Source organism: Marivirga salinae (assembly GCF_030503855.1).
GTDB lineage: Bacteria > Bacteroidota > Bacteroidia > Cytophagales > Cyclobacteriaceae > Marivirga > Marivirga salinarum.
Window position 1 is genome coordinate 2,828,097 of the sequence record NZ_CP129971.1, and the last position, 13,211, is coordinate 2,841,307.

A 13,211-nucleotide genomic window follows, 5' to 3' on the forward strand; every position below is an offset into this window, starting at 1 on the left:
TAGCGTCTCCGCGTCTCTGCGGTTCATTATAAATTTAACATGAACATCAAGTATTTATAGAATTCAAATTTTTTCAATGCAAACACTTAAAATCAATTCCTTATTTTTTCTTAGCGTCTCTGCGCCTTTGCGGTTAGTTTTTGCCCCTCTGCGTCTTTGCGGTTCCATTATTGGATCTATGCCATGAAAAGGATATTAGCCATATGGCCCACCCACAGAGAAGACTGGATTCTCCCTTTCAAAGCACTATCCAATCAATTTGAATTTATATTTCTCTCAGGCATCTCTCCCGATGAAGAAAAAGAAACCTATGTTCAAGATTTTGCTCAAACCATCCACTGGTCAGATTACAGTTCAGCCCAGGATTTATTAGCGCAAATTCAAGCCGATAAACTAGTATTTATGTCCATTGACAGCGGACTAAATATCGCCTTAAATATCAATGCAAAAAAGCATAAAATCTCTACCTATATCCTTCAACACGGAATTTATACCAATTACAAAGACTATCGAACCCGTGAAAAAATCTGGCAAAAGAAAGAACTAGCAGCCCAAAGTAATCAGGCAAAAAGTAGTAGTGGTTTCAGCAGTTTTCAATGGATCAATAATTCTTTAAGTGGAATTCAAAAGCTAATCCTTTTACCCATCACTTTATTTATAAAAGCATCACAAAAGGTTGGTCCTTATTGGGCGGCTAAGCATTTGTCTTTTGAAGCCAAAAAACCTAATCAATATATTTGCTTTTCACCTTTTAATGCGACTATCCATAAAGAAGTGGATAAAATAGGAGAAGAGCGGATTCAATATATTGGGAGTCCTGAGTTGACGCAATATTTAAAAGAAGAAAATGATTTAATTCAGGAGGACTTTTATTTGCATATAGATCAGGCTTTTGCAGAAAACAGCTTTGGAGAGGAGACGGTTAGCAAAGAAAATATGATTCAATTTTACTTAAAACTGAATGAGTTTTGTTTACAGCAAAATGCTAAACTTTATATCAAATTGCATCCCGAATCATTTAATTCTGATTGGTTACCTCAAGATGATAATATCATTTATATACGAAAAGTAGAAAATTTCAATCGCTATGTGCAATCTGCTAAGGGCTGTTTTGGTTTTTACTCTACTATGGTGATTCCCGCAGTTTATTGGAAACCGACTATTTTATTCAATATTTTCTATTCCGGTTTACAGGAGGCTTTGGAGGATATCGAACAAGTGAAAATCTTAGCTTTTCATCAATTTTCGGTAGATGATTTGAATTTTAACAAAGGTAAATTGGAGCAGGACAAATTGATCAATCGTTTCTTTTACAGCAAAGAAGCCATATCTTTGGAGCTTTTGGCTGAAATATTGAATGCAGAAAACTAAAATCTTACATATTCTTTACTCAGGACAAGGCGGATTGGGGACTTACTTCATGAACTTTGTCAACAGCGATCAGGAAAAGCAATTTGAACATTTTGCTTTTTTTTATGGAATAGAACCTTTAAATCAAGAGTTAGAAGATTTTTGTATTGATAACAAAATCCAGTTTAAATATCAGCAAAAACAATCAAAAATTGATTTTAAGGCTTTAAAGACAGTTATGGCTTTTCAGCAACAACATCAAATTCAATACTTGCTTTTACATACATTTAGTTTAAGTCTATTGACCTTATTTGGTCTTTTCATGAGATGGAGATTGATTGCTTTTGACCATACCACCTTGGCATACAAAACATTGATAGAAAAAGTTTTTACTTTAATCAATCATTTATTTGCCTATAAAATGATTTACTTTTATACAGGCCATTTTGAGCAAAATAAAAGTGTTTTTCCATTATTAAGCTTTGGCAAAAACTCTCATATCATCCCAAAAACCGTTGATATCAATTTCTTTCAGCCGCCTGAAGAAAAACCAAAAAACGATGTTTTCACTATAGGTATTACAGCTAGGCTTATTCAAGGTAAAAGACATGATTTAATAGTAGAAACTTTGGCAAAACTTAGAGACCAAGATTTAAAAGTAAACTTTAAAATTGCGGGCATCGGTCCAAAAGAAAAGGAAATAAAAGAGTTGGTTAGCAAGTTACATTTAGACGAGCAAGTTGAGTTTACAGGCTTACTAACTAGAAATGAATTATTGTCTTTTTATCATTCATTGGATGCTTATATTCACGCTTCAGAAGGAGAAACGATTTGTTATTCTATTATGGAGGCTCAGGCTTGCGGATTACCCATTTTAGCATCGGATGTAGAAGGAATTAATAATGTGATTTTTGAAACCACAGGGGGTTTTTTGTTTAAAAATAATAATGCAGATTTAGTGAGTAAGTTTAATGCCTTGCTAAGCTCAGATGAGAAACTTAACTATTATAAAGAGCAATCCAGAGAAGCTGCAGTAAATAATTTCACTAATTTTAATAATGCAGCATTACTTTATTCAAAATTGAATTAATGAAAATACTTTTTATACAAAAAGAAGGCGGAATTTTTGGAGCGGAGCAATTTCAACTTAGAACAATTCCAGCTCTTTTAAAAGCGGGAACCGAAGTTGAATTTCTTCGATTATACACGGATCACCAATTAGGGAAAGATTCTCCATTTGTTCAACAATTAAATGATTTGGGTGTCAATGTTTATCAGGTGAAAATCACCAATATTCCAAGACCCTCTCAATTTTTCCAGATCAAAAATATTATTAAAAATGGTGAATACGATTTAGTGCATACTCATTTAATACATGCTGACTTATATGGAGCAGTGGTGAAGAAATTTTTATTGCCTAAAATGAAATTGATCTCCACTAAACATGGCTATGAAGAGGATTATAATAATCGATTTGGATTTGACCCTTCCTACAAAAGAAAGGATTTATATTGGCGAATAAATAAATTTTCTGAATCTGTTGCAAACAAAAGTTTTGCTATATCAGATGGATTAAGAGACCTATTTATCAATACAGGAATATCAAAATCAGAAAAATTAGACAGAATTCATTATGGTTTTGAAATGAAAGATTTTATCCCAGACGATAATAGGGATAAATATAGGTTTGCAAAGCATCAATTGGTCATAGCAGGTCGTTTGGTTGGTTTTAAAGGGCATCGATATGCTTTGGAGTCATTAACTATCATAAAAAAGGACTTTCCTGAAATACAATTATTGGTAATTGGCATAGGAGAGCTTGAAGAAGAACTTAAAGCATATACTGCTAAATTAGGACTGGAAGAGAATGTGTCATTTTTAGGATTTAGTGATCAGGTTCAGAATTTCATGTATCATTCAGATGTGGTATTAACACCTTCTATAGCAGAAGGATTTGGGGTGGTATTTTTAGAAGCCATTAATCAAAATACTCCAATTGCAGCCTTTGATGTCCCTGCTGGTAATGAAGTTTTACCTAAAGAATATCATGAATTTTTAGCAAAGCCATTTAATGTTGAGGAATATGCTAAAAAAATAAAACTAATGCTTGAAGAGCCTCATAAATTAGATAATGCGATTAAAGCTGCAGAAGATCGAATGCTAACCTATTTTCAATTGGATAGAATGATCAATGAGATGATCAAGTTTTATCAAGAGGTAATTAAAAATTAATTTTTGATATGTGTGGAATATTAGGAGCTTGGCTTCCGAAAAATAATATTACTAATCAAGATTTCACCTCTTTAGTGGATAGCATTTATCATAGGGGACCTGATGAAGCGGGTTACTTAATTGAAAATGATTTCTATTTGGGAATGAGGCGTTTGTCAATCATTGATTTAGCAGGTGGACAACAGCCAGTTTTTAATGAAGATCAGTCAAAAGCGGTTCTTTTTAATGGTGAAATTTATAATTATAAGTCTCTTATTAACTCCTTAAAGGATAAAGGCCATGATTTTCAATCTGTAAGTGATACAGAGGTAATTGTTCATTCCTTAGAAGATGATTTAGAAAATATAAATCAGTTCCGAGGCATGTTTGCATTTGCTTATTTTGAAAGAGAAGAACAAATCCTTCATTTGTTTCGGGATAGGATTGGAGTAAAGCCTTTATACTATATTTTTATACCGGGTAAAATATTTGCATTTTCCTCTGAAATCAAAGGGCTGGAGAAAATCTGTGATTCTGCAGGGATAGAACTTACAGTAAATGAAGAGGCTATCTATCATTATTTGTCTTTTGCCAACATACCTCAACCCATCACAATTTATAATGAAATTAAGGCTTTAATGCCTGGGCATCATTTAACTTTTGATAAAGAAACAATTGAAATTGAGCAATATTGGAAATATAATTATCAACCAAAGCTAAAAATTGATTTTGATGAGGCAAAAGAACTTATTCATTCAGAATTAAAAGAAAGTGTAAACTTAAGGCTGAATAGTGATGTTCCAATGGGATTATTTTTATCGGGAGGTCTTGACAGCAGTATTATAGCCTATTTGGCAGCCAAGGAATTGAATACTAATTTAAAAACCTTTACCATAGGTTTTCCTGAGCATAAAGAGTTTGATGAAACCGACATAGCGACTAAGACTGCTCATCATTTAGGCTTGGAAAACGAGATCTTGCCGTTAGAATATGATCCACTGGAAAGCTTAATGAACATTAATGCTATTTATGATCAACCTTTTGCTGATCCAAGTGCTATCCCAAGTGTTGAGATTTCCAAATTAGCGAGTAACTACGTTAAGGTAGTATTGAATGGGGATGGCGGAGATGAACAATTTGCGGGCTACAGAAGATATATTTTAGCGTCTAAACTCAACAATATTCCAAATCTGTCAGGCTTTAATATTTTACTAAATCAATTGAACCCTAAACGAAGAAGTATGTTAGGGTTTTTGCAGCGGACTTTGAAAAATACGGGTTTAAAAGCAGAAGAACAAAGTATTGCCCTAACAACAGATATGCTTTTAGATCAAGATAAAAAACATATCTTTAATTTTGACACGGCTAAATTTAGTACTCAAGATATTATCAGTAATTTTAATTTAGGTGAGGATGCAGCGTTTTTAGATCAGGTGATGCACTATGATAGAAACTTTAATTTACTGAATGGCTTATTAGTTAAAATGGATATGGCTACCTCATCAGCTTCTATAGAAGGCAGATCCCCATTTTTGGATAATATACTGTTCGAAAAATCATCTCTATTACCTGCTAATTTTAAGGTGAAGGGTAAAAATACAAAGTATATTTTAAAGGAATTATATGGTGAATTTCTACCTTATGAGGTTATTCATGGAAAAAAGAGAGGCTTTGAAATCCCTTTAAAATCGTGGCTGTCAAAAGAGTTTCAACCGCTGATAAATCAAATGAAAGCTGATAGTCAAAGTCCTTTTTACAATTATTTAAAAGTAGATTTTGTTACTAATTTATTTGAAAGTGAAAGATATAAATCGTTTAACTTAGATTATTTGAGATATTCTGTATTAATTTTATATCTGTGGTTTAAAGAAAGGGAGAATTAATGTTTGGGATATTAATATCAATTATAATTCTTTTTTTAATAAGTTATTGGGTAAGACCAAAGCATGTAAAACTGAATTCAAAATTAAATACTTACTATAATTATGGCATAGTACTACGAATTTTGGGTACATCAGCTTATATCTTTTATGCCTTTCAGTTAAGTGATGGTTCAGTTGATGCATTTATATATGATAATTATGCTTTAGAATTTGCTGAATATTTTTTAAGAGGTGACTTTTCTCCTTTCTATGATGAAAAGCTTTGGCGTACCGGTCAGTTTTTCTATACCAATTTTGTAGCATATCCAGCAGCATTATTTTTAATATTAACTTTTAATTCGACTTTTGGTATTTATTTACTTTTCAGTCTTTCCTGTTTCATAGGGTTAGTTTTGTTGTATAAGGCTTTTGTGAAAAATTATGTATTTTTAGATAGGAAGATGATGATGTTGGTTGTCTTTTTATTTCCTGCTTTATGGTTTTGGACTTCTACGATTGGGAAAGATTCCTGGATGTTTTTAGGTATGGGGCTTGTATGCTTAGGGATAACTAACACTAAAATCAATTATTTTTATGTGGCATTTGGTATTTTTGTCATGTATGCCTTTAGACCTCCAGTTGCTTATATTTCAATTTTGGCTTTTGGCTCCTTTTTTATTTTAAATACAACTGATAAATTTTTAATGAAGTTTTTTAAAATTGGCTTAGGCTTATTTGCAATCGTTTTTCTATTAAATTATTTACGTGAAGAGTGGGGTGTTAGTGATTTTAGCAATGAAGAGCTTACTGAATTACAACAGGAAACCTTAGTAAATACTGATTATGGTTCAGGTGCATTGGATGAAAAACAAGGTGGTATATCTTCGATTCCACGTGGTATAGTCGATGTCCTATTTCGCCCATTTATATGGGAAACGAATAATATCTTATCTTTAGCCTCAACAATTGAAATTAACTTTGTCGTGATTTTATTATTGGTTAAAAGGAAATCAGTTTTTCAATTTATTAGAAATGGTTTAAGGCATAGACTATCAACATTTACATTGGCTTTTGTGGGTCTTTATGTGGTAACAATTGGTCTATTTGAAAATAATATTGGTATTATAGCCCGCCACCGTGCGATTATCTTTCCTTTCCTCTTCCTCATGGCATTTGCTTATGATGATAAAGTCAAAAGAGCCTATCAACAGTTTTTATGGAGAAAAAGAAAGCAAGCTGAGATTAACCGCAATACCTGTCCCGCACAGTAAGTCGGGAGACGGAGAGACGCAAAGGGGTTTAATTATTAATTAGTGATTGGATAATTAATAATTGGGGCCGATTGTTTTAATTATTAGTGTCCTTTGTGTAATCCTCAGTGCAACTCAGTGGTTAAATTTCTTTCAGCTTTAGCTGATATTTACTTAGTGCCCTTTCCCGATTTGTCGGGACATGTTGTGAAATCCTCCGTGTAACTCCGTGGTTAACACCTTTCAGCTTTAGCTGAATAAACCTTGCGTCTTAGCGTCTTCGCGGTTAACTTTGCCCCATGCAAAAACCCACAGCCATTGTCTTCGGTAGCTACCTGCCATCTGTCATCAACTTCCGTAAACCTTTACTCACCGCTCTCCAAGCAAAAGGTTATAAAGTCATTGCTCTAGCCCCAGGCAATGATGAAGCCACCGAACAAACTTTGGCAGAACTGGATGTAGAATTTATACAAGTCCCCTTAGGCAGAACAGGCTTTAATCCCCTCCAAGATTATAAAACACTTCAATTTCTTAAAATGCTATTTAAGGAGCTTCAGCCGGAGGTAGTCATCACTTACACCATAAAGCCCAATATTTATGGCAGCTGGGCAGCAAAAAGCCTTAAAAACGCCAAAGTATTGGCTTGGATCACCGGACTTGGTTATGTCGGCATGGAAGCCGATACTTTTAAAAGAAAATTAGTCCGCTCGGTGATTTTTAAGCTTTATAAAAAAGCCTTTTCAAAACTACCTTTTATCGCCTTTCAAAACCCAGATGATCAACAGTTTTTCAAGCAACATAATTTGCTTAAATCACAAGCTAAGCAAACCATAACAGCCGGTTCAGGAGTGGATTTAAATCATTATCCCAAAGCAAAACCACAAGTCAGCCCTATTAAATTTTTATTAACAGCCCGTTTAATAGGAGCAAAGGGCGTAAATGAATACTTAGCCGCAGCGAAAATTATCAAGAAAGATTATCCTGAAGTTATTTTTCAACTCATAGGCATGACCGATGAAGGCAATCCAGATTCACTGGAAGAAAAGGAGCTGAATGAATTGCATGAAGAAGGTATAATAGAATATTTAGGCTTTCAATCTGATGTGCGAAAGTATTTGGCAGAATGTTCTGTATTTGTTTTGCCGTCTTATTACAGAGAAGGAACACCAAGAACTATATTAGAATCCTTAGCCATGGCTAAACCCATCATCACTACCGATAACCCAGGTTGCAGAGAAACAATTGATGGAGATAAAAATGGCTATTTAATTCCAGTAAAAGATGCAGCATCATTGGTAAAAGCCATGAAATTCTTTATAGAAGACCCAGCTTTAATAGAAAAGAAAGGGGAGGAGAGCTACCGACTTGCCACAGAGAAATATGATGTTAATAAAGTAAATGAGCATTTGTTTGAGTTTATGGGGATAGAATAGAGTAAATCATCCCCATTCCCAGACAAAAGCAGCCCTTCCGCCTGCTTCCGACTGGTGGAAATTACTGCCGCCTCAGGCGGATTTTAGCTATGAAATGCCACTTTATACTCCTAAAACTAGCTGATATCCCGTGCCAGAGGCACCTAGTAAAAATCGCCAGCGGGACGCAGGCGATAGGGCAATGTCGTTAAGTTAAGATAATTTCTCTTCTCCAATAGGAGAAGGATTAAAGGATTTGCCTGCCAGCCTTTGGCTGGAGGCTTAATAAAAGCTTAACTTAACGACATTGGGCGATAGGGTGTGCAAAATATTCCCAAAGTACTCAAAGCAGCTCCCATCCTTAAAAAAGGAGGGCTAGGCTGGTTGTACCATAATCTAAGAGAAGGAAATTCGGTCTGACGTTTTTTCAGATTAATTGAAATGCTGAATTGTCCCCATTTACTGAAAATTTTATCCAAGATTCATAGCTTCTGACCGATACTAGCACATCCAATGCTCTATGCATCGGAGTTAATGAGCAAAATTTTAACATAAAAAAAGCCCTTTAAGCTTAATTAAAGGGCTTTTTTGCTTTGAAACGTGATCCGTTCAGGGTTTGAGCCAGATACCTTCCCGCCTTTGCAAGTCGGGATGCTCTATCCATTTGAGCTAACGGAAAAAATTTGCAATAAAAAAGCCTATCCAAAATGTTTGAATAGGCTTTGTAGAAGTGATCCGTTCAGGGTTTGAGCCAGATGCCTTCCCGCCTTTGCAAGTCGGGATGCTCTATCCATCTGAGCTAACGGAAAAAAAAAGCAATAAAAAAGCCTATCCAAAATGTTTGAATAGGCTTTGTAGTAGTGATCCGTTCAGGGTTTGAGCCAGATACCTTCCCGCCTTTGCAAGTCGGGATGCTCTATCAATCTGAGCTAACGGAAAAAAATTGCAATAAAAAAGCCTATCCAAAATGTTTAAATAGGCTTTGTAGTAGTGATCCGTTCAGGGTTTGAGCCAGATACCTTCCCGCCTTTGCAAGTCGGGATGCTCTATCCATCTGAGCTAACGGAAAAAAAATACAATAAAAAAAGCCTATCCAAAATGTTTAAATAGGCTTTGTAGTAGTGATCCGTTCAGGGTTTGGGCCAGATACCTTCCCGCCTTTGCAAGTCGGGATGCTCTATCCATTTGAGCTAACGGAAAAAAATACAATAAAAAAGCCTATCCAAAATGTTTGAATAGGCTTTGTAGTAGTGATCCGTTCAAGGTTTGAGCCAGATACCTTCCCGCCTTTGCAAGTCGGGATGCTCTATCCATTTGAGCTAACGGAAAAAATTTGCAATAAAAAAGCCTATACAAAATGTTTGAATAGGCTTTGTAGTAGTGATCCGTTCAGGGCTTGAGCAAGATACCTTCCCGCCTTTGCAAGTCGGGATGCTCTATCCATTTGAGCTAACGGAAAAAAATACAATAAAAAAGCCTATCCAAAATGTTTGAATAGGCTTTGTAGTAGTGATCCGTTCAGGGTTTGAGCCAGATACCTTCCCGCCTTTGCAAGTCGGGATGCTCTATCAATCTGAGCTAACGGAAAAAAATTGCAATAAAAAAGCCTATCCAAAATGTTTAAATAGGCTTTGTAGTAGTGATCCGTTCAGGGTTTGAGCCAGATACCTTCCCGCCTTTGCAAGTCGGGATGCTCTATCCATCTGAGCTAACGGAAAAAAAAGCAATAAAAAAGCCTATCCAAAATGTTTGAATAGGCTTTGTAGTAGTGATCCGTTCAGGGTTTGAGCCAGATACCTTCCCGCCTTTGCAAGTCGGGATGCTCTATCCATTTGAGCTAACGGAAAAAATTTGCAATAAAAAAGCCTATCCAAAATGTTTGAATAGGCTTTGTAGTAGTGATCCGTTCAGGGTTTGAGCCAGATACCTTCCCGCCTTTGCAAGTCGGGATGCTCTATCCATCTGAGCTAACGGAAAAAAAGCAATAAAAAAGCCTATCCAAAATGTTTGAATAGGCTTTGAAACGTGATCCGTTCAGGATTCGAACCTGAGACCTACTGCTTAGAAGGCAGTTGCTCTATCCAGCTGAGCTAACGGACCATTTTTATATATTCGTTTAGGAAAATTCACCGCTTTTCCCTTAAGCGAGTGCAAAGAAAAGCATTTCTATTTTTTTATACAAAGCTTTTCTCATGAATTCTTATAAAAATATTTTTAATATTTATTAGAGGCTGTGAATGAATAACTTAATTGAAAGAAAATTTTAAGCTAAGCCCACCAAAGTAATCCCATCACCACCTCTTTCTTCGTGTTCGTTTTTTAATGACTTCACATAATTATACTGCCTTAAGTAATCTCGGATAAATCTTCTTAGGATTCCATCGCCTCGACCATGCAATATACTGACTTCATTATAGCCTAATACCATAGCGTCATCAATGAATCTATCCACTGCCTGAATGGCTTCTTCTGCACGCATTCCCCTAACATCTATCTGATGATTGAAATTAGTGCTGCGTTCCACCATACCAGTAGAAGTGCCAGAGAAACTCTTCTTTTTCTCTTTTTTGATGGCTGTCTTAGACATTCTTTCCAATCGGTTTAGCTTTATTTTGGATTTCAATTCTCCCAACATGATTTCAGCTTCTTTTTGTCCTAATGCTAAAACTTCACCAATCGTATCCTGTCCTTTTATTTTGACATAATCACCCACTTTGATATCACCTTCCGCTGTTTTAAAAACTGGTTTTGAAGGTTTAGCGGGTTTGTTCTCGACAAGCAGGCTCCATCTTTTGATCGTAATCTGTGAGCTGTTTACGGGCTTTCTTAGTCCGCTCTTTTTCTGCTTGCGATTCTTTTATTTCCCTGATCGCTTGCTCTACTCTCTTATTGGCTTCCTTAATAATGGATTTCGCTTCTTGCTTAGCCTCTATGATGATCTGCTTCTTTTGGGATTTCAGAAATTCATTGAGCTCGTCATAATCCTGAGCACTTTTTTCCAAGTGACCTTCTCTCTTTTGAATTTCTTTGATTTTACCCTCTAGTTCTCTTTTTTCCTTCCCTAATTGATTTAAAAGCTTGTCGTAATTCACTCGTTCAGTACCAATTTTTCCTTTGGCTTTATTCAAAATAGCAGGAGGGATGCCCATTTTTTCAGCCACTTCTATGGCAAAGGAACTACCCGGCTTGCCAATTTCCAATTCATAAAGCGGTTCCAGATTACGCTCATCAAATTTCATGGCTCCATTGATGACATTCTGGTTTTTTACAGCAAAGTTTTTAATGTTGTCGTAATGAGTGGTAATGACTCCAAAAGCTTTTTGGCTATACAATTCCTCCAAAATAGATTCTGCAATGGCTCCACCAAACCTAGGTTCAGTTCCGGTTCCAAATTCATCTATTAAAAATAAGGTTTGTTTATTCGAATTCAGTAAAAAATTCTTCATGTTTTGAAGATGAGAACTGTAAGTACTCAAATCATTTTCAATACTTTGCTGATCCCCTATATCAATAAATAGATTTGAAAACATTCCACATTTACTATCCGGATGAACTGGAATCAATAAACCACACTGCAACATAAATTGCAAAAGCCCAACGGTTTTCAGCGCTACGGATTTACCACCGGCATTAGGTCCTGAAATAATCAATATTCTTTTGTCACCTTTCAACTGAATGGAGAGCGGGATAACTTTTTTATTTTGTTCTGCTAAGCTTAATTTTAAAAGAGGATGCTCAGCATTTCTATATTCAATTATTCTGGAATTTTCTAACTGTGGCAATACAGCTCCAATTTTTTGAGCAAATCGTGCTTTGGCTCTTATGAAATCCACTATGGCTAAAAAACGATAGGCCTTTTCTAGGTTTTCCAATTCAGGCTTCACTAAGGCAGTCAATTGCGTCAAGATTTTAACGATTTCTCTGCGTTCGGCATATTGTAGTTCCCTTACCTCATTATTTAATTCTAGGGCTTCTGTGGGCTCTATATAAACCGTCTGACCTGTGCCAGACTGATCATGGATAAATCCTTTGACTCTTTTCTTATACTCTGCTAGAACGGGTATGACAATCCTTCCATCGCGAACTGTAATGGAAGCATCTTCTGGTGTATATTTATTAGCAGAGGCTTGTTTATAAATTTTCTCTACCTGCCTTCTTAATTGAGCTTGAGCTTTGAAAATATCACTTCTAATTTGCTGTAAGGCGGGGCTGGCATTATTTCTTAAGGCGCCTCTTTCATCTATTTTAGCATCAATGGCTTTGTATAAAGTAGGTTCCAGATTTACAGCTTTTCTTAAGTTGAATAAATTTGGATAATCTTCCTCAAATTTATCAAAGAAAGAAATACAATCTAATATGGTTTTAAGGCTTAATTTTAAATCGAAAAACTCCTCTTCTGTAAAAAAGGTACCATCTACTTTTGCTCTTTTGATGAAATGGCTGACGTCAATAAAGTTTCCTGAAGGGAAGTATTCTCCAGATTGAAATATCTTGACAAACTCATGGGTTTGCAATAATAAGGGTTCAAGCTTTTCGAATTTTCGAATAAAGCCCATTTTCTCTACGATTGCTTGACCTAAGTTGCTACTACACTCAGCAGAAATTAGTTCTCTTACTCTATCGAATCCAATCCTTTGCTCAAAATCCTGCGGTAAAATCATAAAATAAGGTAGGCTTTATTGTCTATCGAATTTATCTCTCTTTTTATTCTCATTTAATACTTGCTCACGCAAACTGACCGTATCAATAACGATATCGTATATGGTTTCTAATTGGTCAGGGTTTTCTAAATAATACTTAAAACTTTCTTTGTAAATGGAATCATTTGTATTATGATCTTCAAAAATTTTCAATTCATAATGACGTAAAACTTCTTTAGCTGAGTCGTTTTTTAAATCAATATGAGTCGCTTTATATTCAGCCAGATAAATATCTGATAAAATTAAGGCCATTTTTTCATGAGAGATGACGCCTTTAGGTCTATCTTCTTTTCCACTACAGGAAACTATTGTTAATATTGCGATGATGTAGATAAGTTTTCTCATTTTTATATTAATATTACAATTGGCTTCATCAAATTCGTTGCCAATTATATTTTTGTAAACTGATAATGACAATTATCGTTA

Annotated in this window: 7 protein-coding genes, 1 tRNA gene and 1 pseudogene; 6 read left to right on the forward strand and 3 right to left on the reverse strand. The window is 35.2% G+C overall.

Translation table 11 applies throughout. The annotated features are described in order from the left end of the window. The first annotated feature begins 183 nt into the window (after nt 1-183). The 6 genes from QYS49_RS11855 (at nt 184) to QYS49_RS11880 (ending at nt 8,106) form a co-directional block, all read left to right on the forward strand. Nucleotides 184-1,371 carry a polysialyltransferase family glycosyltransferase gene (locus QYS49_RS11855; RefSeq protein ID WP_308347491.1) on the forward strand — a complete coding sequence of 396 codons (1,188 nt, stop codon included), beginning with the start codon at nt 184-186 and terminating at the stop codon, nt 1,369-1,371. After that, the gene (locus tag QYS49_RS11860) at nt 1,358-2,440 is read left to right on the forward strand and encodes a glycosyltransferase family 4 protein (RefSeq protein WP_308347493.1); all 1,083 of its coding nucleotides are present in this window, start codon (nt 1,358-1,360) and stop codon (nt 2,438-2,440) included. Before QYS49_RS11855 ends, QYS49_RS11860 begins: the two co-directional genes overlap by 14 nt. Beyond that, nucleotides 2,440-3,582: a glycosyltransferase family 4 protein gene (locus QYS49_RS11865; protein WP_308347495.1), complete on the forward strand. Its 1,143-nt coding sequence runs from the start codon at nt 2,440-2,442 to the stop codon at nt 3,580-3,582. Before QYS49_RS11860 ends, QYS49_RS11865 begins: the two co-directional genes overlap by 1 nt. 8 nt (nt 3,583-3,590) lie before the next feature. Further along, nucleotides 3,591-5,444, forward strand: coding sequence for an asparagine synthase (glutamine-hydrolyzing) (gene asnB / locus QYS49_RS11870; RefSeq protein ID WP_308347496.1), 1,854 nt, complete (start codon nt 3,591-3,593; stop codon nt 5,442-5,444). Then, nucleotides 5,444-6,694 carry a hypothetical protein gene (locus QYS49_RS11875; RefSeq protein WP_308347497.1) on the forward strand — a complete coding sequence of 417 codons (1,251 nt, stop codon included), beginning with the start codon at nt 5,444-5,446 and terminating at the stop codon, nt 6,692-6,694. Before asnB ends, QYS49_RS11875 begins: the two co-directional genes overlap by 1 nt. 278 nt (nt 6,695-6,972) lie before the next feature. Further along, nucleotides 6,973-8,106, forward strand: a complete 1,134-nt coding sequence (locus QYS49_RS11880; protein WP_308347499.1) for a glycosyltransferase family 4 protein — start codon at nt 6,973-6,975, stop codon at nt 8,104-8,106. Nucleotides 8,107-10,111: 2,005 nt separating this feature from the next. Here the strand turns inward: QYS49_RS11880 and QYS49_RS11885 are convergent. The 3 genes and pseudogenes from QYS49_RS11885 to QYS49_RS11900 all read right to left on the reverse strand — a co-directional run bounded on the left by QYS49_RS11885 (nt 10,112) and on the right by QYS49_RS11900 (nt 13,202). Then, nucleotides 10,112-10,185, reverse strand: a tRNA-Arg gene (locus tag QYS49_RS11885). Nucleotides 10,186-10,348: 163 nt separating this feature from the next. Further along, nucleotides 10,349-12,746, reverse strand: a pseudogene (locus QYS49_RS11895) (endonuclease MutS2). A 15-nt stretch (nt 12,747-12,761) separates the two neighbouring features. Beyond that, complete coding sequence (locus QYS49_RS11900) at nt 12,762-13,202, reverse strand: DUF4296 domain-containing protein (RefSeq protein WP_308347504.1); 441 nt, start codon at nt 13,200-13,202, stop codon at nt 12,762-12,764. Nucleotides 13,203-13,211: the final 9 nt, after the last annotated feature.

Bases quoted from the DNA above. Each gene is read 5' to 3' on its own strand.
- QYS49_RS11855 (WP_308347491.1), top strand. From the start codon at position 184: ATGAAAAGGATATTAGCCATATGGCCCACCCACAGAGAAGACTGGATT.
- QYS49_RS11875 (WP_308347497.1), top strand. From the start codon at position 5,444: ATGTTTGGGATATTAATATCAATTATAATTCTTTTTTTAATAAGTTAT.
- asnB (WP_308347496.1), top strand. From the start codon at position 3,591: ATGTGTGGAATATTAGGAGCTTGGCTTCCGAAAAATAATATTACTAAT.
- QYS49_RS11865 (WP_308347495.1), top strand. From the start codon at position 2,440: ATGAAAATACTTTTTATACAAAAAGAAGGCGGAATTTTTGGAGCGGAG.
- QYS49_RS11860 (WP_308347493.1), top strand. From the start codon at position 1,358: ATGCAGAAAACTAAAATCTTACATATTCTTTACTCAGGACAAGGCGGA.
- QYS49_RS11880 (WP_308347499.1), top strand. From the start codon at position 6,973: ATGCAAAAACCCACAGCCATTGTCTTCGGTAGCTACCTGCCATCTGTC.